23 protein-coding genes and 1 pseudogene are annotated in these 24,262 nt (G+C 65.8%); 10 read left to right on the top strand and 14 right to left on the bottom strand.

The features are described 5' to 3' along the window. Positions 1-19 precede the first annotated feature (19 nt). Positions 20-1,357 carry an LLM class flavin-dependent oxidoreductase gene (locus CTP10_RS22210; RefSeq protein ID WP_199414634.1) on the top strand — a complete coding sequence of 446 codons (1,338 nt, stop codon included), beginning with the start codon at positions 20-22 and terminating at the stop codon, positions 1,355-1,357. 33 nt (positions 1,358-1,390) lie between these two features. On the opposite strand, the gene CTP10_RS22205 is transcribed toward CTP10_RS22210, so the two are convergent. From CTP10_RS22205 to CTP10_RS22190, 4 genes are all read right to left on the bottom strand, one after another. Next, positions 1,391-2,419: a tripartite tricarboxylate transporter substrate binding protein gene (locus CTP10_RS22205; protein WP_116321147.1), complete on the bottom strand. Its 1,029-nt coding sequence runs from the start codon at positions 2,417-2,419 to the stop codon at positions 1,391-1,393. A 45-nt stretch (positions 2,420-2,464) separates the two neighbouring features. Beyond that, a complete protein-coding gene (locus CTP10_RS22200; protein WP_116321148.1) occupies positions 2,465-4,936 on the bottom strand; it encodes a CaiB/BaiF CoA-transferase family protein in 2,472 nt (823 codons plus the stop codon). 44 nt (positions 4,937-4,980) lie between these two features. After that, positions 4,981-8,298 carry an acetyl-CoA carboxylase family protein gene (locus CTP10_RS22195; RefSeq protein ID WP_116321149.1) on the bottom strand — a complete coding sequence of 1,106 codons (3,318 nt, stop codon included), beginning with the start codon at positions 8,296-8,298 and terminating at the stop codon, positions 4,981-4,983. A 65-nt stretch (positions 8,299-8,363) separates the two neighbouring features. Beyond that, positions 8,364-9,914 (bottom strand): acyl-CoA carboxylase subunit beta, encoded by a 1,551-nt coding sequence (locus tag CTP10_RS22190; protein ID WP_116321150.1) that lies wholly within the window; start codon positions 9,912-9,914, stop codon positions 8,364-8,366. 205 nt (positions 9,915-10,119) lie between these two features. Here CTP10_RS22190 and CTP10_RS22185 point away from each other — a divergent pair, with 205 nt between their 5' ends. The 3 genes from CTP10_RS22185 to CTP10_RS22175 all read left to right on the top strand — a co-directional run bounded on the left by CTP10_RS22185 (position 10,120) and on the right by CTP10_RS22175 (position 12,612). After that, entirely contained in the window at positions 10,120-11,838 is a 1,719-nt protein-coding gene (locus tag CTP10_RS22185) for a sigma-54 interaction domain-containing protein (RefSeq protein ID WP_116321151.1), read from the top strand. Positions 11,839-12,041: 203 nt separating this feature from the next. Continuing rightward, positions 12,042-12,356: a cupin domain-containing protein gene (locus tag CTP10_RS22180; protein ID WP_158577677.1), complete on the top strand. Its 315-nt coding sequence runs from the start codon at positions 12,042-12,044 to the stop codon at positions 12,354-12,356. A 4-nt stretch (positions 12,357-12,360) separates the two neighbouring features. After that, positions 12,361-12,612: a hypothetical protein gene (locus tag CTP10_RS22175; protein WP_116321153.1), complete on the top strand. Its 252-nt coding sequence runs from the start codon at positions 12,361-12,363 to the stop codon at positions 12,610-12,612. 55 nt (positions 12,613-12,667) lie between these two features. Here the strand turns inward: CTP10_RS22175 and CTP10_RS22170 are convergent, their stop codons facing one another. Further along, positions 12,668-13,057, bottom strand: a complete 390-nt coding sequence (locus CTP10_RS22170) for a LysR substrate-binding domain-containing protein (protein ID WP_233528207.1) — start codon at positions 13,055-13,057, stop codon at positions 12,668-12,670. Positions 13,058-13,205: 148 nt separating this feature from the next. Between CTP10_RS22170 and CTP10_RS22165 the strand changes: the two genes are divergently transcribed. Further along, the gene (locus tag CTP10_RS22165) at positions 13,206-14,093 is read left to right on the top strand and encodes a LysR substrate-binding domain-containing protein (RefSeq protein ID WP_116321154.1); all 888 of its coding nucleotides are present in this window, start codon (positions 13,206-13,208) and stop codon (positions 14,091-14,093) included. 89 nt (positions 14,094-14,182) lie between these two features. Then, positions 14,183-15,301, top strand: a complete 1,119-nt coding sequence (locus tag CTP10_RS22160; RefSeq protein WP_116321155.1) for an NAD(P)H-dependent flavin oxidoreductase — start codon at positions 14,183-14,185, stop codon at positions 15,299-15,301. 22 nt (positions 15,302-15,323) lie between these two features. Here CTP10_RS22160 and CTP10_RS22155 read toward each other — a convergent pair whose 3' ends face one another. Beyond that, positions 15,324-16,049, bottom strand: coding sequence for an MOSC domain-containing protein (locus tag CTP10_RS22155; RefSeq protein WP_116321156.1), 726 nt, complete (start codon positions 16,047-16,049; stop codon positions 15,324-15,326). Positions 16,050-16,161: 112 nt separating this feature from the next. Here CTP10_RS22155 and CTP10_RS22150 point away from each other — a divergent pair, with 112 nt between their 5' ends. After that, positions 16,162-17,043, top strand: coding sequence for a LysR family transcriptional regulator (locus CTP10_RS22150; RefSeq protein ID WP_116321157.1), 882 nt, complete (start codon positions 16,162-16,164; stop codon positions 17,041-17,043). Positions 17,044-17,055: 12 nt separating this feature from the next. On the opposite strand, the gene CTP10_RS22145 is transcribed toward CTP10_RS22150, so the two are convergent. The 5 genes from CTP10_RS22145 to CTP10_RS22125 form a co-directional block, all read right to left on the bottom strand. After that, on the bottom strand, positions 17,056-17,481 hold the full coding sequence (locus tag CTP10_RS22145; RefSeq protein ID WP_147316228.1) for a hypothetical protein: 426 nt from the start codon (positions 17,479-17,481) through the stop codon (positions 17,056-17,058). Further along, positions 17,482-18,477 (bottom strand): NAD(P)H-dependent flavin oxidoreductase, encoded by a 996-nt coding sequence (locus CTP10_RS22140; protein WP_233528208.1) that lies wholly within the window; start codon positions 18,475-18,477, stop codon positions 17,482-17,484. Next, positions 18,477-19,031, bottom strand: a complete 555-nt coding sequence (locus tag CTP10_RS22135) for a cytochrome b (RefSeq protein ID WP_116321159.1) — start codon at positions 19,029-19,031, stop codon at positions 18,477-18,479. Before CTP10_RS22135 ends, CTP10_RS22140 begins: the two co-directional genes overlap by 1 nt. Before the next feature lie 86 nt (positions 19,032-19,117). Next, complete coding sequence (gene actP, locus CTP10_RS22130) at positions 19,118-20,791, bottom strand: cation/acetate symporter ActP (RefSeq protein WP_116321160.1); 1,674 nt, start codon at positions 20,789-20,791, stop codon at positions 19,118-19,120. After that, positions 20,788-21,102 (bottom strand): DUF485 domain-containing protein, encoded by a 315-nt coding sequence (locus tag CTP10_RS22125; RefSeq protein WP_116321161.1) that lies wholly within the window; start codon positions 21,100-21,102, stop codon positions 20,788-20,790. Before CTP10_RS22125 ends, actP begins: the two co-directional genes overlap by 4 nt. A gap of 144 nt (positions 21,103-21,246) precedes the next feature. Between CTP10_RS22125 and CTP10_RS22120 the strand changes: the two genes are divergently transcribed. Then, a complete protein-coding gene (locus CTP10_RS22120; RefSeq protein ID WP_271815885.1) occupies positions 21,247-21,438 on the top strand; it encodes a hypothetical protein in 192 nt (63 codons plus the stop codon). Here CTP10_RS22120 and CTP10_RS22115 read toward each other — a convergent pair. Further along, a pseudogene (locus CTP10_RS22115) lies at positions 21,354-21,533 on the bottom strand (methylmalonate-semialdehyde dehydrogenase (CoA acylating)); the annotation flags it as partial. The gene CTP10_RS22120 and the pseudogene CTP10_RS22115 sit on opposite strands and share 85 nt — an antisense overlap. A 27-nt stretch (positions 21,534-21,560) precedes the next feature. On the opposite strand from CTP10_RS22115, the gene CTP10_RS22110 reads away from it, so the two are divergent. Then, entirely contained in the window at positions 21,561-21,839 is a 279-nt protein-coding gene (locus CTP10_RS22110) for an aldehyde dehydrogenase family protein (protein WP_233528209.1), read from the top strand. 136 nt (positions 21,840-21,975) lie between these two features. Then, on the top strand, positions 21,976-22,986 hold the full coding sequence (locus CTP10_RS22105; protein ID WP_116321162.1) for a ribonuclease Z: 1,011 nt from the start codon (positions 21,976-21,978) through the stop codon (positions 22,984-22,986). A gap of 33 nt (positions 22,987-23,019) precedes the next feature. On the opposite strand, the gene CTP10_RS22100 is transcribed toward CTP10_RS22105, so the two are convergent. Further along, entirely contained in the window at positions 23,020-23,346 is a 327-nt protein-coding gene (locus tag CTP10_RS22100; RefSeq protein WP_116321163.1) for a hypothetical protein, read from the bottom strand. A 32-nt stretch (positions 23,347-23,378) separates the two neighbouring features. Next, on the bottom strand, positions 23,379-24,260 hold the full coding sequence (locus CTP10_RS22095; RefSeq protein ID WP_116321164.1) for a helix-turn-helix domain-containing protein: 882 nt from the start codon (positions 24,258-24,260) through the stop codon (positions 23,379-23,381). Between the last annotated feature and the right edge of the window lie 2 nt (positions 24,261-24,262).

Here is a 24,262-nt window from a genome sequence, read left to right as displayed (position 1 = left end):
CGCCAGCCTCACTCCGATCATGTCGAACAATCTGCACAACAGGCGCCTGCACCTGAACCTCTTCATCCACGGCCGCGGCCACCACGAAGCCGGCTGGCGCCATCCGCGCGCGACGCGCCAGGCACTGACGGATATCGGTTATTTCAGGCAGCTGGCGCGCACTGCCGAGGCAGGCTGCTTTGATTCGGTATTCCTAGCCGATGCGCTCGCGCTGGGCGACGGCATCGAGCACGTCGCCGGCGGCGCGCTGGAGCCGCTGACGGCAGTCGCCGCGCTGGCCGGCGCGACCGAGCGGATCGGCCTGATCGCCACCGCATCGACAACCTATTCCGAGCCGTTCAACCTGGCACGCCAGTTCGCTTCGCTCGACCATCTCAGCGGCGGCCGGGTTGGCTGGAATATCGTGACCTCCTGGGTGCAGGGCGCAAACCGCAACTTCGGCCTGGACACGCAACCGCCGCATGCGGAGCGCTACGCCCGCGCGCATGACTTCCTCGAAGCGGTCACGAAGCTGTGGGACAGCTGGGACGACGACGCCGTCATCGACGATCCGCATGGCGGCCAGTATGTCCGGCCCGCAGGCGTACGCCCGGTCGACCACGTCGGCCCATTCCATCGCGTTGCCGGCCCGCTGAACCTGCCGCGCGGCCCCCAGGGTCGACCGGTGCTGGTCCAGGCCGGCTCGTCCGACGCGGGCAAGGCCTTTGCCGCCCGCTACGCGGAAGCCGTATTCACCGCCCATCTGCAAAAGGACACCGCCATCAGCTTCTATCGCGAGCTGAAGGAAAGGGCCCGGCTGCTCGGGCGCGAACCCGGCCAGATCATCATCCTGCCGGGCATCAGCCCGGTGATCGGATCGACCGACGACGAAGCGCAGCGGCATTGGGACGAGCTGAACGCGCTCACGGCGCCTTCCGTCGGCCTGGCGCGCCTGTCGAACCGGTTCGGCGGCCACGACTTCTCCCATCTCGACCTGGACAAGACCTTGTCGGTGCAGGACTTTCCCGACCCGGCCACGGTACAGGCGGCACAGAGCCGCGCCGTGGTCATCACCGCACTGGTGGAGCGTGAACGCCCGACCTTGCGCGAACTGCTCCACAAGCTCGCCGGCGCGCGCGGCCACTACACGATCGCAGGCTCGCCGCAACGCATCGCCGATACGATCGAGGACTGGTTTGCCAGCGGCGCCGCCGATGGCTTCAACGTGATGCCGCCTGTGCTGCCCGCCCACCTCGACGATTTCGTCGAGCATGTGGTTCCCATCCTGCAACGCAAGGGGCTGTTCCGGTACGAATATGACGCGCGCACGCTGCGCGGCCACTACGGCCTGGAACGGCCGGGCGTCTCCGCACGCTGATGCGGCGACGTCCCGGCCGGGCCGCCTGCCGGGTCAATCCAGCGTGATGCCCTCACGCTGGATCACCGCCGTCCAGCTGCTTTCTTCCTTCTCCACGCGCTTCGCGAAGTTTGCGGGATCGATCATCACGACATCGCCTTGCTGGCCCAAGGCAGCCTTTGCCTTCGCGTCTTCGAGAAGTCCCTGCGTGACCGAATGGAGCTTCTGGACGATCTGCGGCGGCGTGCCGGCCGGCGCCAGCATCCCGATCCAGAAGGTCACATTGAACGGCGAGATGCCAAGCTCCTCCAGCGTCGGCACATCCGGCAACTGCGTCATGCGCTTCGATGCGCTGACGGCGATGGGCTTCAGCTTGCCGGCCTTGATCTGAGGCAGCGCCGTCCAGGTGTCGAAGGCCGTATCCAGCTCACCGCTGATCACCGCCAATTGCGCCTGTGCAGCCGACTTGTACGGAATGTGCGTGGTCTTGATCTTCGCCCGGTTGTTCAGCATGGCGAAGCTGAGATGCGCGATATTGCCCGGTCCGGCCGAGCCATAGCTGACCTTGCCGGGATGCTGCGTGGCGTAGCGTATGAGTTCCGGTACCGAACCCACCGCGTTTTTCTGCGACCACTCCGGATTCGTGACGAGGATAAATGGCGCTTCAAGGACCAGGGTGACTGGCGTAAAGTCTTTCGGCGAGTAAGTGCCCTTCTTGTAGATTTGCGGGTTGATGGTGATGCTGCTGGAGTTGGTGACCAGCAAGGTGTACCCGTCCGGCGCTGCCCTGGCCGCCTCGCCGACACCGATCAGTCCGTTCGCGCCCGCCTTGTTTTCCACGACCACGGGCTGGCCGAGGGACTTGGTCAGGCGCTCCGAAAGCACCCGTGCCACGGTATCGGTGAACGACCCCGCGGGGAAGGGAACGATCATCCGGATTGGCTTGTTGGGCCAGCCGGTGCCCTGCGCCGCTGCCGGCGCGGCCATGGCCGTGGCCACCACGGCCAGCGCGACTGCCGCCATGCTGAACTTGCTGGTCTTTGCGCTGGCCTGGCAGCGCGGCATCCCTGTCGGTTTATTCATGTCGTCTCCGTATCGTAATAATGATGTTCTGAATGCTTGCCGGGCCTACGGCGTTTCCTTCGCGCGCTTTGGCTTGGCGACCGTGCCGGTGATGCCCTGTCGCTCCAGGTCTGCGATCTGGTCCACGCCCAGTCCAAGCACGCGACTCAACACGGCTTCGGTGTGTTCGCCCAGCGTCGGCGCGACATTCCGCACTGGCGTGGGTTGCGGACCGGTCCGAAACCAGGGTGTGCTGGCCGTGTAAGTGCCGATGTGGGCGCGCTCCACTTCACGCCAGAATCCCCGCGCACGCAGATGGATGTCCTCCGGCACCTGCGACATGGGCCGGACCACGCCGGCAGCGACCCCGGCCTGTTGCAGCAGGTGCATTGCCGCTTCAGGGTCCCTGCCTGCGCACCAGACTTTGATGGCTTCGTCGATTCGTTCTTCTTCGACCCGCCGCCCCGCTGCTTGCGCCAGCCGTGGATCGGCAGCGAGGTCTGCGCGGCCGATCGCCCGGCCCAGCGCGGGCCAGTCCGCATCGGTCACCGCGAGCACGATCCAAGCGTCCTCGCCCGTGCAACGGAAGCAGCCATGCGGCGCGTACATCGGATGCCGGTTGCCCTGCCGAGGCGACACGGCGCCGCAGATGGATTGCTCCAGGATGAACGGTGCGGCCATCGGCAACATGGCCTCGACCTGTGACAGGTTGATATGCCGCCCCTGCCCCGTCGCTTGCTGGGCAAACAGCGCCAGCAGGATCGCCGCGCCACCGTTCAGGCCGCCGATCGGGTCGCCATAGGCGTATGACGTCATGGCGGGCGGTCCCTCGGGGTGCCCCGTGTATAGCGGCAGCCCGCTGGCCTGCTCAAGCGTGCCGCCATAAGCGCGGGTATTGCTCCACGCATTGCCGAGCCCGAATGCCGGCATCGACAGCATGACCAGCCGGTCGTTCCTGGCGCGCAATGCCTCGTAGTCCAGCCCCAGCTTGGGCAAGACCTCGGCGGAGTAATTCTCGATGACCGCGTCGGCGCCTTCGACCAGTTGCAGCAGCAGCTGCTTGCCTTCCGGCCGTGTCAGGTCCAGCGTGATGCCCAGCTTGTTGCGGTTCATCAGGTTGAAGTTCGAGTTCTTCTCGTACAACCTGTCCCGGTAAAACGCCTCGGTGAAATTGGCGCCGCGCCACCAGTCGGGATAGCCGGTGCTTTCCACCTTGATGATCTCCGCGCCGAAGTCGGCCAGCGTCCTGGCCGCAAGCGGCCCCGCCCAGCCCATGGTCAGGTCGACGACGCGGATGCCTTGCAGCGGCAAGCGCTCGCTGGCCGTTCGCGCAAGCTGCAAACGCGGGCGATGATCCAGTCCCGACGTCCGATAGTGCAGGTCGTGCGCGCCCTTTGCCGGCGCAGCACCGCCCGGCAGCGGTCCCGCCGCATCGAGGGGTAGCGGCACGACCGGGCCTTCGAACGAAGCGCCGCCCACGCCGACCGGGACGAAGGCACCGCGCTGGCGATGCACCGCCTGGCCAAGCAGCGTTTCCATGGTGGGCACGATGACTGCCGGATGCTTCTTGTCACCCAGGATCTCGAACCACTGCTCAGCCGTGCGTGTCAGGAACGCGGGAACGAGCAGGTCGTCGATCTCGTCCGCCCGGTTCATCCGCTCCTGGCCGTTCGCGTAGCGAGGATCGCTGGCGAGGTCCGGACGTCCGATGGCCTCGCACAGCCCCGTCCACTGCGGCAGCGTGTGCGTGAAGATGCCGATCCACCCCTCGGCAGTCCAATAAATGCCGGCCGGATGCGTGCCGCAGAACCGGTTGACGCCAAGACGCCGGAGCGGATGGCGGTTGTCCTGCACCATGCCGGCCTCCATCTCGACCACGCTGAAGATGGCTTCGTGGGCACTCAGCACATAACGGCGGCTCCCCTGCCCGCTACCGATCACCGCCGCGACAGCGGCCGAGAATGCGCTCAGCCCGACCACGATCGCCGTCTGCACGTCGTGCGGCATGTGTGGCGGGCCATCTGCCGGGCCACTGCCGTGCACGGCGCCGGCAAGCCCGCGGCACACCGCTTCGGCGCCTGCATGGTGGCTGTACGGCCCGGTCTCGCCGAACCAGGTCAGCGCCACCTCGATCGGCTCGTGTTCCTGCGGATCTTCGGCCGTACCCTGCCAGACCGGCGCGCCAAGAATGCCCGGGCCTTCAGTCAGGGCACGGGCATCCAGCACAACGTCGCACGTCCGCGCCAGCTGGGCCAGCCATGCGCCATCCTCGGCCTTCCCGTCCGCCGCGGTGACGCTGCGCTTGTTGGTGTTCAGCCAGGCGAACAGCGCGCTTTCCGGCTGCGCGGCACCCGGGGCACTGACCATGGGCGGCATCTGCCGCCACGCGTCGCCAGCCGGGCTCTCCACCTTGATGACTTCGGCGCCGAAATCGGCAAACAGCTTGCCCGCGTACGCCAGCGCCGGCCCGCTGCCGACCTCCAGCACGCGCAACCCACCCAGCGCCAGCTGCGCCGGGTCAAACCCATGCTTGATCATGCAAACCTCCTGGCTCTGTGTATGGACTCGTCGGAGTACGGCGCTTACCACGCATCGATGAAGCCGCGGCGTTCCCTGCGGCTGCGCACGTCAGCGGACGCAATGCCCTGTGCGATCCATTTCCGTGTCTGCGCAGGGTCGATCACCGCGTCGATCTCGACGGCAGCCGCCGTGTTGATCGCGTGGCCGCGCTCATAGGACTGGGCGACCAGCCTGTCGAACAGCGCCTTGCGCTCGGGGCCATCCGGCACCGCCTCCAGCTCTTTCTTGAAGCCCAGCCTGACCGCGCCTTCCAGTCCCATCGGGCCAAACTCGCCGGTCGGCCACGACACGGTGAAGCTCGCCGAGCGGAAGCCACCGCCCGCCATGGCCATGGCGCCGAGGCCGTAGCCCTTGCGCAGCGTCACCGCCAGCAAGGCGACGCGCAGCTTGGCGGCCGTCAGGAACATGCGCGACACGTGCCGCACCTGTGCGCGGGCCTCGACCTCCGGCCCGACCATGAACCCGGGGGTGTCGATCAGCGAGACGATCGGCAGCCCGTGCGCATCGCACAGCTGCATGAAGCGCGACGCCTTGTCCGCGGCATCCGCATCGATGGCTCCGCCAAGGTGATACGGGTTATTGGCCATGATGCCGACCGGCTGCCCTTCCACGCGCGCCAGCGCGGTGTGGATGCCCGCGCCGAAGCCGCTGCGCAGCATCAGCACGCTGCCGACGTCGGCGATGCCCTCGATGGCCTTGCGGGTGTCGTACACGCGCAGCCGGTTCTCGGGGACGACATGGCGCAGCGCCAGCGCTTGCGGCGCGCTCCAGTGCGCCACGCGGCCCTGGAACATCGACAGGTAGTGCTTGGCTGCCTGCACGGCTTCAGCCTCGTTGTCGACCAGGACATCGATCACGCCATTGGCAAGCTGCACCGATGCCGGGCCGACTTCTTCGGGGCTGTAGATGCCAAGGCCGCCGCCTTCGATCATGGCCGGTCCCGCCATGCCGATATTGGCCGACTTGTCGGCAATGATGACGTCGCAGCAGCCGAGGAAGGCCGCGTTGCCGGCAAAGCAGCGCCCCGAGACAATGCCCACCACCGGCACATTGCCGCTCAACTCCGCAAAGGCGGCGAACGACGGCTGGTACAACCCCGAAACCGAAGGGAAATCCACGTCACCGGGCCGGCCGCCACCGCCTTCACCAAACAGCACCAGGGGCAGTTCGTCACGCAGCGCGACCTCCACGATGCGGTCGGTCTTGATATGGTTGCGCTTGCCCTGCGTGCCGGCCATCACCGTGGCGTCGTAGGCCATCACCGCACTGCGGGCCCGCTCCTTGCCGACCAGTTCGCCATTGATATTGCCGATGCCCGTGATCAGGCCATCCGCCGGGGTGTTGACGATCAGGTCCTGCTGGCTGCGGCGTGAAGCCTGTGCCGCCAGCGCCAGCGCGCCATACTCGACGAAGGTATCCGGATCGCACAGGTCGGCGAGGTTTTCACGGGCCGTGCGCTGCCCGCGCGAGCGGCGCCTGGCAACGGCATCGGGACGCGCGGCGTCATCCAGGTAGGCATGCCGGTCCAGCACGCGCTGCAGGTCCGCGCGGATCGCATTCGGATCGACCTGCTGCACGGCAGCCACGGAAATGCCATCGGCCTCGAGCTGCTCCAGCACGATCAGCACCTGGTTTTCGGCGGCCAGTGCGCCCGGCTCCAGCCGCAGGTCGACCACGCGCCCGCCGCACTCCGTGACGATGGCGTGCTCCATCTTCATGGCGTCCAGCACCGCGACTGTCTGGCCGGGCTTGACGATGTCGTCCAGCGCGACGGCAATCTCTACCACCCGGCCGGTCAGCGGTGCGCGGATCGCCGCCAGCCCTTCGCTGATTTCCTCTTCCGGATCGGCATGGTGTGGCGTGTGGGCTTGCGATGGACGGGCCGCGCCGCCCAGCAAGGCCTCCTGCGCGCGTCCGGCTTGCGCAATGGCCTCCGCCGATGCGGCCAGCTCCTGCATGATCGCCTCGAAGTGCCGGGTATGGACGTCCTGGGTGAGGAAGTCGTCGCGCTGCACCAGCGCACGCAGCAAATTGAGGTTGGTCGGCACGCCGGCGATGCGGAATTCTGCCAGGCTGCGCTGCAGGCGCCGCACGGCCGCTTCGAACCTGGGTGTTGCGCTGCTGACGATCAGTTTCGCCAGCAAGGTGTCGAAATTGGGCGACGGTTCATAGCCGGTGTAGCCATGGGAATCGACGCGGACGTCGGGACCCGAGGGCGGGTCGAAACGCTCCAGGCGGCCGTGCGCCGGACGTGCCAGGCCTTGTGCATCGGTCATTTCCGCGTTGATGCGCACCTGGATGGCGTATCCCCTGGGCTGCGGCGGCGCAGCGGGATCGAGGCCGAGATAGGCAAGCGTCTGTCCCGCCGCAAGCCCGATCTGCAGTGCGACGAGATCGACGCCGGTGACCTGCTCGGTGATGGTGTGCTCGACCTGCAAGCGGGGATTGGCTTCGATAAAGACAAAATCCTTCTGCTCGCCGGATTCGGTTTCCTCGACCAGGAACTCGAAGGTACCCAGGCTCTGGTAGTTGACGCGGCGCGCCAGCCTGAGCGCCGCCTTGATGATCTGCTCGCGCAGTTGCGGCTTGAGTACCGGGCTGGGCGCGATTTCCACCAGCTTCTGGAAGCGGCGCTGCAAGGTGCAGTCACGTTCGCCGAGGGCGATGACGTGCGCGCCGTCGCCGGCGATCTGTACTTCGATATGGCGCGCGCGCGCCACCAGCCGCTCGGCATAGACCGCATCGATGCCGAACGCCGAACCCGCCTCGGACCGGCAGCGCGCATAGGCCTCGGCCAGGTCCTCACGCCGGCGGACCACACGCATGCCGCGGCCGCCGCCGCCGCCGACCGCCTTGATCACCACGCCGGCGCCGCCTTGCTGGTCGAAGAAGCTGGTGATTTCATCGAGCGACGCTGCGCCACGTGTCGCCGGCATGACCGGGACGTCGCTGTCGGCCGCCAACTCAAGCGCTCGCCCCTTGTCGCCAAACAGCGCAAGATGCTCGACGGTGGGGCCGATAAAGCGGATGCCAGCGTCTTGGCAGGCCTGTGCAAAATCCGCCCGTTCGCTGAGGAAGCCATAGCCCGGGTGGATCGCATCGCAGCCGGATGCCTTCGCCGCGGCGATGATGCCTGCAATGTCGATGTACGCGGCCGGACCGGCGCCGTCGAGGGCGACGGCCTCGTCGGCCAGGATCCGGTGCAAGGCGCCCTGGTCGTCCTGCGAATAGACCGCGACGGTCCCGATCTCGAGATCGCGTGCGGCGCGCAGGACGCGCAGCGCGATCTCCCCGCGATTGGCAATCAACAGCTTTTTCAATGCAGTCTCCTCGTTTGTATTTGGATGTCAGTGCCGGGCAGGCACGCGCTGTAGCAGCGGCCCGCTCAAGGCCGGATGCCAAACCGGCTGGTGCCGGCTTCGCGCAGCGGTGCCGCGAGGTTGGCGAACTCGCACAGCAGCGTGCGGGTCTCGCGCGGGTCGATGATGTCTTCGATGACAAAGGCTTCCGCGCTGCGGAATGGCGACGTCAGGCTGCGCACGCGCAGCTCGATCTCGGCACGCTTCTGCACCGGATCGTCGGCGCCTTCGATCTCGGCCTTGTAGGCGACGTCGAGGCCGCCTTCGATCGGCAATGCGCCCCAGTTGGCCGATGGCCAGGCATAGCGGAAGTTGAAGCGCCCCATGTGCTGGTGGCCCGCTGCCGACACGCCGTAGGCACGGCGCAGGATCACCGAGCACCACGGCACCGTGGCCTGGTAGAGGGCGGCCAGCGCGCGTACGCCGTAGCGCATGATCCCTGCCTTCTCGGCCTCCAGGCCGACCTGGAACCCGGCCGTATCGACCAGGTTGACCACGGGCAGGTGAAACGCCTGGGCCATGTCGACAAAGCGCGTGAATTTCTCGGCGCTGTCGCTGTCCCAGCTGCCGCCATGGAAGGACGGGTCGCTGGCGATCACGGCCACCGGCCAGCCATCGAGCCGGGCCAGGGCGGTGATGACAGCGCAGCCCCAGTGCATGCCGATCTCGAAAAACGAATCGGCATCCACCAGCGCCTGCACGATGGGCCGGATCTTGTAGTCGGCCCGGCCATCCCGCGGAATCGCCGACAGCAGCCATTCGTCGCGGCGCGCCGGGTCGTCGCTGGGCTCGATCCGCGGCGGCAGTTCAAACACGGAAGCCGGGAGATAGGACAGGAACCGCCGCGCGCGCGCGAAGGCCTCCTGCTCGGTGCCGACCTCGTCGTCCACCACGCCGTTGCGGGTGTGGATCTGGCTGCCGCCCAGCTCGTTCTTGCTCAGTTCCTCGCCGAAGCGGGCCACCACCGATGGCGGACCCTCGTTGAACAGTTGCGAGGTTTCCCTGACCATCACCGAATAGTGGCTGGCGGCCACGCGGGCCGCGCCCATGCCCGCCACGGATCCCAATGCCAGCGACACCACCGGCACCACGGACATGTTCTCCACCACGTGTTGCCAGACCTTCATGGTGGGAATCAGGGTATGGCCCTTGATCTCGATATTGCGCACCGAACCGCCGCCACCGGTGCCGTCGACCAGCCGGATCATCGGCAGCCGCAGGTCGTGCGCCATCTTTTCGGCGTGGATCAGCTTGTCGCCCACTGCGCCCTCGTTGGCGCCGCCGCGCACGGTGAAGTCGTCGCCCACCAGCACGGCCGGCCGGCCGCCGACCTGCGCGCGGCCCATCACCAAGTTCGACGGAATGAGGTCCACCAGCCGCCCGTTGCTGTCATAGCGGCCGCTGCCGCTCAGGCCTCCCACTTCGCGGAACGAGCCGGGATCGGCAAGTGCATCGATACGCTCGCGCACCGTCAGCTTGCCAGCCGCCTTGTGGCGTTCCACCTTGCCTTCGCCGCCCATCCGGGCGGCAAGCCGCCGTCGGTAGGCCAGTTCGTCGATTTCAGGCTGCCAGCTCACTGTCCTCTCCTGTGTCTTTTCGCGGTACATGCTCGCCAACTCTCCGCAGGAGCCGTGCCAGCCACACCAGGCTCGAAAACACATTGATTTCATTGAACAATTTCCTGAGCGCCGTTAGGATGTCCACCATGACTACACAAACGTGTCCGCAACAGAGGCACGCACGGAGACGCCAGTGTCCTCATTGAAGACACCACTGGAAGGCATGGACAGGACCCCGCTTGGCGCCCTGGTTTGCTCGCGCGAGGGCGCCCGGCTGGCGGCGTTAGGGGCCTGCGCCGACCCCGCCATCGCCGACGCGGCGTTCTCCGCATGCGCCCGCGCCGCGGAGCCGAGCCGGGGACGCAAGCTGTTCCCCGTCGAAGCCGGCGCGCGGCGATTCATCGGCGTGTGCCTGGAAGACAGCGACCACCAGTTGATCCTCCTGCACCGCGCCGACCCACAGGCCGTTCTGTTCGACTTCCTTGGCACGGTGCCTTTCGCCGGCGCGATCCTCGACTATTTCCTGAACGACCCATACCAGGCCATCACCGTGGTCGACAGGGATGGCCTGGTGCGCTTCATCAGCCCTGTCCACGAGAAATTCCTGGGCCTGGAGCGCGGTGCCGGCACCGGCCGCCCCGCCGCGGACGTCATCCCCAACTCGCGGCTGCCGCAGGTGGTGGCCAGCGGCAAGGCCGAGATCGGGCAGTTGCAGCAGCTGGATGGCGCCACACGCGTGGTCAACCGCATGCCGATCCGCCAGGATGGCGAAGTGGTGGGCGCCATCGGCCAGGTCATGTTCAAGGGGCCGGAAGCCATTGGGCGCATGCACAAGGAGCTGGTCGAATTGCGCTCGGAAGTGGCGCGCTACCAGCGTGAGTTCGACGGCGTGCGCGAGCGGCAACCGGCGTTCGGCCTGATCGGCGAAAGCGCGCCGATGCAGCGGCTGCGCCGCGAAATCCAGACTGTGGCACGCCTTGACGTGCCGGTGCTGATCCTGGGCGAAAGCGGCACCGGCAAGGAACTGGTGGCCCGCGCCATCCACGGTGCCGGGCCCGAGCCGGCAAGCGAACGGCCGCTGGTCAGCCTGAACCTGGCCGCGCTGCCCGCCACGCTGATCGAATCCGAGCTGTTCGGCCACGCGCCCGGCGCCTTCACCGGGAGCCAGCGCCAGGGGCAGGCGGGCAAGCTCGAACAGGCAGCCGGCGGCACGGTCTTTCTGGACGAGGTCGCCGATATCCCGATGGAGATGCAGGTCAAGCTGTTGCGCGTGCTCGAAGACCACATGGTGGAACGCCTTGGCAGCCGCCGCGCGCAGCGGGTCGACTTCCGGCTGGTTTCGGCCACCAACCGCGACATTCCCGAACTGATCGACGCCGGGCGGTTCCGCCTCGACTTGTACTACCGGCTCAGTGGCGTGGTGCTGCGCATCCCTGCCCTGCGCCAGCGGCGCGAGGACATTCCCGCCCTGCTGCAGCATTTCGTCGATGCCTTCTGCGCGCGCAACGGCATGCCGGCGCCGGGCATCGACCATGAGGTGGCGCGCCATCTTGCCGGCCAGCCATGGCCCGGCAATGTGCGCCAGTTGCGCCAGCGCATCGAGGAAGCGTTGGTCTTCTGCGACGGCCGTACGCTGCGCGTGGCGGATTTTGCACGTGGCGAATCCGCACGCGGGCAGCTTTCGGGCCTGGAAAGCCACGCCTCCGTGCATGCGGCCGAACCAGCGTATCCGCACGAAACGTCCTCGGCAGACGACCCGCCATCGACCTCTCCCGCACTTCGATCAACCAGCGAGCCCGCCGCGGGGATGAAGGAGCTTGCCTATGCCGCGGTGATGGACGCCGTCGCGCGACATGGCGGCAACAAGAAGCGCGCGGCCGAGCAACTGCGGATCTCCCGCTCGCACCTGTACAAGATCCTGGAGCGCGGGCCGCACGCATAGCGATCGAAATAAGGGCAATATCACCCGGTGGTGACGTTGGCCGCACGCGTGCACAGCAAGCAAACCTCCTTAAAAAAGCCTTGACTTCGATGCCGGCAGGAATCATCTTATATTCATCGCATGCGATTGAATCGCAAGCGATGTACGAAGGCCTGATTCACCTACCTTCATGGCCTGATCCAGTCACACCGCAGGAGATCCACATGCTTCACTTCACCAACGCCGCCCGCGAATTCGTTGAAACTGGCTTCCCCGGCATCCGGGTGGCAACGATCTGGGCAGAGAACGGCGAAGGTGCGGACTTCATCGAATTCAAGGCGGGCGCCCGTTTCCCGCTGCATGACCATGAAGGCCCTGAACAGATCCTCGTGCTGTCGGGACGCATCCGCTTCGGCGACCTGGTGCTGTCCGCGGGTGACTTTATGAAGATCGGCAACGGCGAACAGCATGATGCCGAGGCCCTCGAAGATTCCGTGTTCTTCCTCGCGCACGTCGGCGGCGCGATTATCCAGGAGTAAGACCATGAGCAGCCAACGCAACGACTACAGCCCGATCAGCTGCGAGTTCCACGACCGGCTCGAAGATCTCGCGACACTGCGCAAGCGGACCAGCGTCAGCTACCTCGACGACGACGGCGTTCTGCAGCATCGCAATGCTACCGTCAAGGACGTGTTCAACCGCGGCGGCGCCGAATACGTACTGCTTAGCTCTGGCGAGACCGTGCGGCTCGACCGGCTGGTCGAAGTCGACGGCAACAAACTCAGCGACTACTGAACACATGCCCGGCGGCCTTGCGACGTGCAAGGCCGCGTCACCTTGAACGCATCCCTCAGGCCGCTTCCCTCAGCGCACCGAAGCCCGAGCGCGCGGCCTGGATAAAGGCGAGCATGGCGCTGGAGACATAGGCGTCGCGGCGCCGTATGAACAGCGTTTCCACATGGGATATCTCGGGTGGAAGCGCGTGGATGGCAATCGTATCCTGCGCGGCGGCGACGACGCCACGCGGCAACAGCGTGACGCCGATACCGCCCGCGACGCACGCCAAGATGGCATCCAGCGAGCCGAATTCGAGCGGCGTCGCGGCACGAATCCCGGCCTGCGCCAGCAGCCCTTCCAGCCGTTGCCGGTACGAGCAGCCAAGGCGAAACACGATGGTCTTCAGTTGTTGCGTGGATTGCAGGGCTTCCAGCGATTTCACGCTCCGCGGCGTCACCAGCACCTGCGCCGCCCTGGGGCAATGGGTGAAAGGACGCTGAGTTGCGGGATACCGAGGCTGAATCCGCCTTGACATAATATTCTCTATCCACAATACTAAATAAACTTTAATTCTTTTTTTGAGAACGTCACCGCAAGGTGCCGAAGCCGGTGTGGAACTTGCTGAACTTGAAATCTTCCAGGCCGTCGCACGCGAACAAAGCATCACGCGTGCGGCCAAGACCCTGGAACGGGTGCAATCCAACGTCACCACGCGCATCAAGCAGCTGGAGGAAAGCCTGGGCGTGGCGCTGTTCCAGCGTGACAGCAAGAAGATGATCCTGACGCCCGAGGGCCAGCGCCTGCTGGGCTATGCCGAGCAATTGCTCGCGCTGGCCGAGGAGGCACGCCAGTCCATGCGCACCAATGCGCCAAGCGGCAGGCTGCGCCTGGGCTCGATGGAAAGCTCGGCGGCAACGCTGCTGCCAAAGCCGCTGGGGCGTTATCACGCGGCCTGGCCGGATGTCGAACTGACCGTCACGACGGGCACCACGCAATTCCTGGTCGACGCCGTGCTGGCGCACCGTCTCGATTGCGCGGTGGTGGCGCATCCGGGCACGGGCGCGCCGCGCAGCCTCGATGTCGCCGCGCTGGGTGAAGGGCTTGACGGCGTTTTCCTGCGCACCGAAGAGCTTGTACTGGTGCTGCCCGCCACGCACCCGAAGGTACGCCAGCCCAGGGACGTCACGCTGCGGCATCTGGCGGCCTTCGCCAGGGGCTGCACCTATCGGCAATGCGCGGAAGCCTGGCTGGAGGCAGGCGGCGAGGAGATGCGGCGCCGGCTCTCCGTGGTGGAAATGCCTTCCTATCATGCGATCTTTGCCTATGTCTCCGCAGGATCGGCCGTCGGCATCGTGCCGCGCTCCCTGCTGGCACTGCATCCGGATGCGGCGGAATTCCACACGGTACCGATCAGGCCGGTCCATACCTTCCTGGTCAGGCGATCCGGCTTCAGCACGTCGGGATATGAAGCCTTCCTGCGGGAACTGCGCCATGACTGACGGGCGCCTGCCTGCGCGCCATTGCAGGCTGCAACTGCTTTCTGCCCGGTGCGCCTAGGCACCCGGCGATTCAACAAAGGAACTGCATCATGGAAACAACGAAGCCCCTGGACAACCGCCGCAACCTGCTTGCACGGCTGCAAATTTCCACGCCGATCATCCAGGCGCCGATGGCAGGCGTCGGTACGCCCGCGCTGGCGGCAGCCGTGTCCGAAGCCGGCGGCCTGGGTTCGCTCGGCGTCGGCGCCATGGACGCCGAGGGCGCGCGCAAGGCGATCCGCGACACGCGTGCCCTGACCGGCAAGCCGTTCAACGTCAACCTGTTCTGCCATGCGCCGGCCCATTCCGATCCCGCGCGCGAGAAGGCCTGGCTCGACTACCTCGCCCCGCACTTCGCGGAGCACGACGGCACGGCCCCTGCCACGCTGCGTGAGATCTACAAGAGCTTCGTCGAAGACGAGGACATGTTCCGGATGCTGCTGGAAGAAAAGCCCGCGGTCGTGAGCTTCCATTTCGGCCTTCCCGCCCAGCACAAGATCGATGCGCTGCGCGACGCGGGCATCGTGCTGCTGGCCAGCGCGACGTCGCTGCAGGAGGCTCGCCAGATCGAAGCCGCGGGTATCGACGCCATTGTTGCGCAGGGCATCGAAGCGGGCGGCCATCGCGGCGTGTTCGATCCGGCCGCCTACGACGAAGGGCTCGGTACGCTGGCGCTCGTGCGTGTCCTGGTGCAGAACACCGGCCTGCCGGTGATTGCAGCCGGCGGCATCATGGACGGCGCGGGCATTGCGGCGGTACTGACGCTCGGCGCGCAAGCGGCGCAACTTGGCACGGCTTTCGTCGCCAGCCCCGAGACATCGGTCGATGCCGCCTATCGCAGCGCGCTCGCGGCGGACAGCAAGCGCCCTACCACGCTCACGCGCGCCATCTCCGGCCGCGCCGCCCGGGGCTTCACGAACCGCTTCACGGCGCTCGGCGAGCATCCGGACGCGCCGGCCATTCCCGACTATCCCATCACGTATGACGCCGGCAAAGCGCTCCACGCTGCCGCCAAGGCCACGGGAAGCGCCGACTACGCGGCCCAGTGGGCAGGACAGGCGGTACCGCTGGCCCGATCGCTGCCCGCTGCCGCGCTGGTCGAACAGCTGCGGTCGGAACTCCAGGACGCGATCGCGCGCCTGGCCTCGCTGCAACGCGTGACCGCCTAGCCTTGCCGGGCCAGACGCTGTGTCAGCGATGCAGCGGTCCGGCCTGCGTAGTGGCACTAGCGGCGGCACAAGTGGCACGGCGCTCGCGTATCCACCGCACGCGTTCGGTCAGCCGCCGCTTCCAGTCATCGGCCAGTCCATCCACGGCAATCAGCGCCAGCATGTCATCGACTTCCGGGACGTGCGCCGACACGACCTGCCAGAACTCGCTGATCGAAAACCGGCCGGTCGCGCGTTCGAGGCGCTCCAGAACATCTCCCTGCCGGATCGATCCCGGCCGGAGCACGCGGTAATACCACCCGGTGATGCGTTCCCTGGCCACCAGCAACGACATCCCTTCGACAGCGAAACGATGATTGATCTTCCAGCAAGGACTGCGCGGCTGCGAAACCTGCAGCACCACGCTGCCGGCCCGATAGATATCGCCGATATGCACGCTGCACTCGTCGAGCCCGACCGTGGCAATGTTCTCGCCAAGGCTGCCGGGAACCAGCGCATCGGCAACCGGGGGAAAGCCGCTCGCCAGGATGGCATAGTTTTCCGTGGCGAAATGGTGGACGGCCTTCTCCGGCCCGCCATGCACCCGCCTATCCGCATGCTGATCGCCAACGATGCCATCCGCGGCGACCCGGACCTCGCCGTCGATGCGCCGCTTGAAGATGCCGCTGCGATGCCCTTCTTCGCCTAGTATGCCGATGCCGCCGGCAAAGATCGCGTCAATGGGTACGTTGCTTGTCGTCTCAGGCATTGGTGACTCCGTCATGCATCTGGTCGGACTATAGATTCACAGCAGCCAGCATGGCTAATGCTTTATAGGCATTCCATGCATCACTACCAATCATGGATGGAGGCCCGGCGACATGGAACTGCGCCAGCTGAAGATGTTCTGCGCGGCTGCGGAGTATGGCAGCTTCACGGCTGCCGCGGAAAAGGTGCACTGCGTGCAATCGAACATCACCATGCGCGTCAAGGAGCTTGAGGCCGAACTGCGGCAGCCGCTCTTTATCCGCCGCAAGACCGGCATCACGCTGACCTCGGCCGGACAGGTCTTCCTTGGCTATGCACAGCGGATCCTCCAGCTCACGGAGGAAAGCCGCAGCGCGCTGCTGGACAGCTCCGTGCCCGCCGGTCCGTTGCGGCTTGGCTCCATGGAGACCACCGCCGCGGTGCGGTTGCCAAGGGTGCTGGCACGGTATCGCGAGCGCTATCCCGAGGTGCAGCTATCGCTGGCCACCGGCACCACGGCGGAGCTGATCAAGGCCGTCGAGGCGCATCGGCTGGATGGCGCCTTTGTCGGCGGCTTTCACCAGAACCCCTCGCTCCACCAGGAAGCGATCTTCAACGAGGAACTGGTGCTGGTCAGCAGCAACAGGTACGCCTCGCTTGCCGCGCTGGCCAACGAGATGACCCAGCAGACCGTGCTGGTGTTTCGCTCCGGCTGCTTTTATCGCTCCACGCTGGAACAATGGCTCTACCAGGCCGGGCTGATCCCGGGGCAGATCCTGGAACTCGGGACGCTTGACGGCATCCTGTCCTGCACCGCGGCGGGCATGGGCGTCACGATCCTGCCCAAGGCGGTGGTCGAGCACCATGAATCGCGCGACCAGATTTCATGCCATCGCTTGCCCGACGAGTTCGCGAAGGTGGCGACGGTTTTTATCCGGCGCAAGGACTCGTTCGAAACGGCGGCGCTGCGGGCGATGGCTAGCCTGGCGCATGAGCAATTCGCAGTGTCCGGTTGATGTGCCGGCCGGTCAGCCGGCGCGCGCCAGCCGGCTTTCCAGTCCCAGCAAGATCGCGGTCAGCACCGTACAGGCAACGACGGCCGGCAGCGGCAGGCCCAGCAGGACCGCGCCGCCGCTGGCCAGCGCGGGAGGATGGCGCAGCATCGTTGCCTGGATGCCCAGCAGCACGATGCATCCAGGCAGCCATAGCAGTGGCTGGTGACTGATCTGGGCTGCCGGCAGGGAAGTCATCAGCGCGCCGACGATGAATGCGGCTGCACTGCTTACCAGGTGGGAAGCGGCAAAGCCCGCGATGCGCCTTGCCCCGACCCGCGCCGGGACGCCGGCAGTCAGTGCAGTGATCACCAGCGGAAACACCGCCGCTTCCGATGCCCACACGGCGGCCAGCGGCATGCCGAGGGTGCAGACCAGCAATGCCCTGAGGAGTGGCGCCATTCAGGCGACGGCCTGCAGGAGCGGCGCTGCGGTACGGTGTTCGCCCGCATGCCAGCCCGAGAACCCCGCCACCAGCTCCACGACGCGCTCGGCGGCGGGAACGATACCGTGGATCTTGCCTACCCCCTGCCCCGCGTACAGCGACAGTTTCTCCGCCATCTCCGGCTTGTCGATGACGCGCGCGCCACCTCCGACGTACTTGATCGGATTCCACTTCTTGCGGTTGGGGATCACCCGGTGCGGCGTGCCGAACTTCCATCCGAACGAATAACCGGTCCGATACTCGGTGTCATCGATGGTCGCCTCCACGATCTTCTGTTTGTAGAGGTCGTGCGCCAGGGACTCGTTGCTGGCGACAAAGGCGGTGCCCACCCACACCCCGGCGGCGCCCGCTTCCAGCACGGCCCGCACGTCGGCACGATCGGTGATGCCGCCGGCAGCCAGCACCGGCCGGCCCTCGGCAATCTCGACGAAGGCAGGTACCAGCGACAGCACGCCGATGGTGCCGCGGTTGAGGTGGCCGCCGCCTTCGGCGCCCTGCGCGACCAGGATGTCGGCGCCCCAGGCTATCGCCTGCCGGGCAAGCGCGACCGAACCCACTTGCACGATCACCGTGATGCCAGCCGCTTTCGCGCGGGGGATCATCTCGGCAAAGTCGCCATAGAACAGCGAGACCACCCGCGGCTTCTCTTCGAGGATCACGCGGAACTGCGCCTCGAAGACTTCCGGGCCGCCGAAAGACGGAACGATGTTCACGCCAAACGGCTTGTCGGTAAGTGCCTTGGTCTCCCGGATCCACCTGCGCAATGCCAGCGGCGGCAGCCGCAGCCCGCCGATATGCCCCAGGCCACCCGCATTGGACACGGCAGCGGTCAGCGCCGGCCCCGATATGCCGGCCATGCCCGCCTGGAACACCGGATAGCGGATGCCGCACAGGGCTGCCGCCGGCCCCATCGGCGCGGCGTGCAGGGAGTCTTGTTGGATCGGTTGCATCATCAGAGCTCCACTCGCTTGCCGAGCATGCGCTTCAGCGTGTCATTCTTGAGAACGAAATGATTCTTCATGGCCCCGAAAATATGGAGCGCCAGTCCGGCCAGGAACGCATACGCGCCGATCTTGTGCAGGAGCCTGGCTACGTACTCCACCTCCGGGTTGAGCCCCACGATGGCAGGCAGCGCGATCCCGCCCGGCAGCCGCACCACGTCACCAGCCGCCGACATGGCCAGCCAGCCATCAAGCGGCAGCAGCACGGGCGCCAACGCCAGCGCGACGGCGACCGAGCGGCTGATCATCACTTCGATGGGATTCGGGGTGCCCACCGGCAGCGGGTGATAGGACGTGAGCCGTGCCCACAGCCGGTATGCCGCCACGACGAACAGCACCGTGCCCAGCGTGCTGTGCATCGCGATCAGCTCTGCCTTGGCAGCGCCTGCGTCCATCTGGCCCGCCGACAGGCCAAGCCAGACCATTACCGACACCGCGGCTGCGATCAGCCAGTGCAGGCCGATCGTGATGGGCGAAAAGCCCAGTCCTGTGTCTCTCATCTGCATCGTTCCACTCCAAATGAACTCAAATCCATGTCTGTGCGGATCGGCGAATCGTGCCACGCAAGCGCCTGCGCCACCGATCCGCTGCCTCAGTGGCTCACCGCGCCGGACGCGCCGATGCCGGTTTGCGCACGGACAAACTGGTCGCCATAGGCATCCCGCTCGCGGCGGCTGCGCGCGCTGCGATCGGTGACCGATACCAGCCAGGTGCACAGCAGCGCTACATTCATCGAGACGATGGCGGGATAGTCGTAGGGAAAGACGGCTGCCTTGAAGCCAAGGATCTTGACCCAGACCGCGGGCGACAGAACGACCAGCCCGACCGCGCAAACCAGCCCGGCGATGCCGCCCGCGAGCGCCCCGCGCGTGGTCAGCCCCTTCCAGTAGATGGAAAGCACCAGGATCGGGAAATTGACCGAAGCTGCCACGCCGAAGGTCAGCGCCACCAGGAAGGCGATGTTCTGCTCCTTGAACAGGATCCCGAGCGCTACCGCAACCACGCCGATCGACACCGACGCCACGCGCGACACACGCATCTCTTGCGCAGGGCTGGCGGTATTCTTCCTGAGCACCCTGGCATACAGGTCGTGGGAAATCGCAGAGGTGCCGGCCATGGTCAGGCCCGCGACGACCGCCAGGATGGTGGCGAAGGCAACCGCTGACAGAAAGCCCAGGAACAAGTCGCCACCGAGCGCCTTGGCCAGATGCATCACCGCCATATTGCTGCCGCCGATCATCTTGCCGCCCGGCACGCCCCCCTCGAAGTACGCCGCATCCTGTCCGACGATGACGATGGCAGAGAGCCCCAGCACCGCGACGATAAGAAAGAAGAACCCGATGAACCCGGTCGCGATAAAGACTGACTTGCGGGCTTGCTGCGCATCGGGCACCGTGAAGAAGCGCATCAGGATGTGCGGCAGCCCCGCCGTGCCGAACACCAGGCCCACCGACAGCGACAGCATCGAAAGCGGATCGGAGACGAGCGCGCCGGGCGCGAGGATCTTCACGCCGTCCTTGTGGCTGGCCACCGCCTGCGTCAGCAGCGTTTCAAACGAGAAACCGAACCGCCACAGCGCAAGGATCGCCAGCAGCGTGCCGCCGGCCAGCAGCAGGACCGCCTTGATGATCTGCACCCAGGTAGTCGCGACCATGCCGCCGAAGGTGACATAGATCATCATCAGCAGGCCAACGCCAATCACGGCGTAGTTGTAGTCGAGCCCGAACAGCAGCTGGATCAGTTGCCCCGCCCCAACCATCTGGACGACCAGGTAGAAGCACACGATCGTCAGCGAGCCGAAGGACATGAAAGTACGGACCCTGTCCTGGTCCAACCGGTAGGAGGCGATATCGGCGATCGTCACCTTGCCGAGATTGCGGATCTTCTCCGCGAGCAGGAACAGCAGCAGCGGCCATGCGACGAAGAAGCTGATTGCATAGATGAAGCCGTCGTAGCCCTTGGCGAAGATCATGCTGGTGACACCCAGCAGCGCGGCCGCCGACATATAGTCACCGGCCAGTGCCAGGCCATTCTGGAAGCCGGTGATGCCGCCATTGCAGGTGTAGAAGTCCTCCAGCGATTTGGTCCGGGACGCGGCCCAGTAGGTAATGCCCAGTGTCGCCAGCACGAACAGCAGAAACATGACGATGGCGACCACGTTGATCGGCTGGGTCTGCACCGACTGCAGGGCAGCCGGGGCGGCATGGACGACGGCGGCGCCCAGCACGGCGCCCGATGCCAGGAACAGGGTGGCGATGGACTTCATTTCGAGGCCTCCCGGATCAGCTTGCTGGTGAGGCCGTCGAACTCATTGTTGGCACGGCTTACGTAGAGGCCGGTCAGCAGCCACGCGCCGAGGATGATCAGCACCCCGACCAGCCAGCCGACGCTGACGCTGCTTTGCGCGGAGATCCGTGCGGCCAGCGTATCGGGGCTCAGCGCCGCGACGAGAATGAAAAGGTAGTACGGCACCAGCGTGACGGCGGATAGCACCACCACCAGCCGCTTTCGTCGCCGGACCAGTTCCTCGAAGAGTGGATGTTCGCCAATGATGGAATAGGCGGTTGTATGGGGCATGTCTCCTCCTTTTTTGATCGTGCAGCAGTGATGCAGATAAGGTTGGTACGCCTAAATTAGGTGGCCGGAGCCCTCATGTAAAACGATCTTTGGTGATGCCTTCCATCACTGCCGGTGAGGGATAAAACCCTGCGGAAACGGCGGGTGCATGCAAAAAAAGGCCGCCTGTCAGAGACAGGCGGCCTGGTGCTTGGATTGACGCGCGATGGCGCGGACGGGGCGGACGGCGAGGACCGTGCGGCCCGCAGCGGCTACTTCGCCGTCGGCATGGCGAACTCCGCACCCTTTGCAATGCTGTCGGGCCAGCGCTGCATCACGGACTTCTGGCGCGTGTAGAACCGGACGCCTTCCTCGCCATAGGCATGCATGTCGCCGAACAGGCTGCGCTTCCAGCCGCCAAAGCCGTGCCAGGGCACCGGGATCGGTTCAGGAGCGAATCATGAGTGCACCGAACCGCTATGACGATGAGCGTGAAGTCGTCCACTCCGGACGCCGCGGTTGCCGCTGCCGCCAGGGCGTTCCCGGCGTGGTCGGAGACGCCTCCCATCCGTCGCGCGCGGATCATGCAGCGCTTCCTGCAGCTGATGATCATCGCCGGCAGCAAGACCCATGGGGAAGCCCTGCGGCGACAGGATGTCTTCAATCCGGCGACCGGTGCCGTGTCGCGACAGGTCGTGCTGGGAACGCGCGGCGACCTGGTCGCGAACAATAGGCTGTGGCTCGATTCACTGTTTTAAACATGCGCAGGCTGGATTTCCAGGGCACAGCGAGGCAACGATTCGGGAAGGCGCGACGCGCCGCAAATTGTCGCCTTTTATACTTCTCGATAGAAAGGGCCGGAAATCACGGCTGCCTTCCGCACCGCGAGTGACCATGCGTCCCCTGCTGCAAGCCCGCCTCGTCAACGATGTCTTCGGCGACCCCGCCTTGTTCATGGACTTTTTGGACGAACGGCGCGCGCTGCTGTTCGACCTGGGCGACATCACCGTGCTGATGCCGCGCGAGCTGATGCGCGTCTCGCACGTGTTCGTCACGCATGCGCATATGGATCACTTTTCCGGCTTCGACCACTTGTTGCGGGTACTGCTCGGGCGCAAGCCGTCCATCGCCCTGTATGGCGGGCCAGGGTTCCTGGCGCAGGTCGGGCACAAGCTGCGTGCCTATACCTGGAATGTGGTGCATCGCTACGACATGGAACTGGTCGTGGAGGCGACTGAACTTGCACTGGACGGGCACCTGCGGAGCGCCCGGTTTTCCAGCCGGGATCGATTCGCCGGCGTGACCGGCGCGACGACTGAACAGACCGACGATATCGTTCACGACGAGACGACGTTCCGCGTGCGCGCCGGCTTTGTCGACCATGGCATTCCGTGCCTGTCCTACCTGGTCGAGGAGAAGGTGCGGCTCGGCATCAACAAGGCGCGCCTGGAAGCATCGGGCATGACAAAAGGCGCCTGGCTGCGCGAGCTGAAGCATGCGGTCCTGACCGGTGTCCCCCCGGACACGCCGATGCTCGTGCAATGGCGCGACAGAAGCGGCGACCGTGCGGTGACACGAACGGTCGGTGAATTAAGCCGCCTGATTCTCGACGCCGAGCCCGGCCAGCGCATCGGCTACGCGACGGACCTGCGCGATACCAGCGACAACATGCAAGCGCTGTCGAACTTGATGCAAGGCGTCGACCAGCTCTTTATCGAGAGCGTGTTCCTGGATGAAGATCGCGCGCATGCGCTACGCAAGAACCACCTGACCGCCGCGCAGGCTGGCCGGATCGCGCGCTGCATCGGCGCCCGCGCGGTGACGCCATTTCACTTCTCGCCGCGCTACCGTAGCCGCGCGGCGGAGCTGGCTGGCGAAGTACGGGCTGCCTGGGAGCACCCCTGACGTTGGCTTGATCGGCTGCCTGGATTGGCTGACTTAAAAAAGCTGGCGCCGGCCATCGTAGTCGAGAACGATCTGGTTCATCGCGCCCAGCAGCGCCTGACCGCCGCCGCCGAGCGACTGCCCGATCGCGCGCATATAGCCCAGCAACTGCGCCTGCGCGGCATTGGCTACCTCGGTGGTAATCCCTTCGTCATCGTGCAGGATCACGTACGACCGCGCGAAGCCGTAGATCAGGAAGTAAGCCGCCGCGTGGCCGGGATCGGCGGACATCAGCGCCAGCGATTGCTGCTTGACCTTGAGGAATGCGTCCGTTCCCGGAACGCTGTTGGCAAACTGCTCGGTAACCGTCTTGAAGTCCATGGGGTGTCTCTCAGAGGAAAAAATCGAACCGTTCAGACCTGCTGCAACATGCGCCGCAACAGGCTGGCGCCGTCGGGACCCTTGTAGGCACGCTGCCAGAGAGCCTCGACCATGTTTGTGTAAAGCGACACAGCCTCCGGCGCGGCAGTCACAGAGGCGATGCCCGCCGAAATATTGGGAAACTCGCCGAAGCGGAACGGACTGATCGCCACGTACGAGCCGGTAGTCCGCTCGAAAACCTGGAACGTGGCGTTCGGCATGCTCTCATTGACGATGCCGATCTGCATGCCGGCACGCTGTTCGTCAAGCAACACCGCAATGCGCTCCACTTCCGCGCGCGCCGCCAGCGATCGCTCCATGCGGGTCGCGGGCGGCAGGTCCATCCGGCCGATCAGCCCGAAATGGACGAAGCGTTCGAGTTCGCGCAATCCGATCAGGCTCAGGATTGGCGCCGGATGCGATGCATACGAATCCTTGCGCTCGCGCAGCAAGGCCATGATGGACTGGATACGGCCGTCGTCGTTGTCGCCGCTCTCCCTCAGCATCTGCTCAAGATAGCGGTCGTAGTCCGGCGAGGTCAGCAGGAACGAAATCGGCTCGAAGTGCGCAAGGATCCGGGTGGCGCCCTGCTCGAGCTGGCGCATCCGTTCGATGTAGGCGATGGCCGATGGGTAGTATTCCGTGCCGGCGCCGAGCAGCGATTCCAGCGAGGTGTCGAGGATGCCGGCCAGGCGCTCGAGCGTCTCGATCTTGACGATCTCGCCCTTCTCCATGCGATAGACCGCCGCGCGGGAAATGCCCAGCACTTCGGCAATCTGCTCGGCCCGCAGTTGCGCCCCGAGCCGGTAGGCCCGCAGCCGCGCCCCCAGTGCCTCGAAGTCGATTCCGCCTGTGCCGGTGGCGCGACGTTCCATTT

This window comes from Cupriavidus sp. P-10 (assembly GCF_003402535.2).
GTDB lineage: Bacteria > Pseudomonadota > Gammaproteobacteria > Burkholderiales > Burkholderiaceae > Cupriavidus.
Note: the sequence above shows the minus strand (reverse complement) of the source record. Positions and strands in the feature narration are given on the sequence as shown.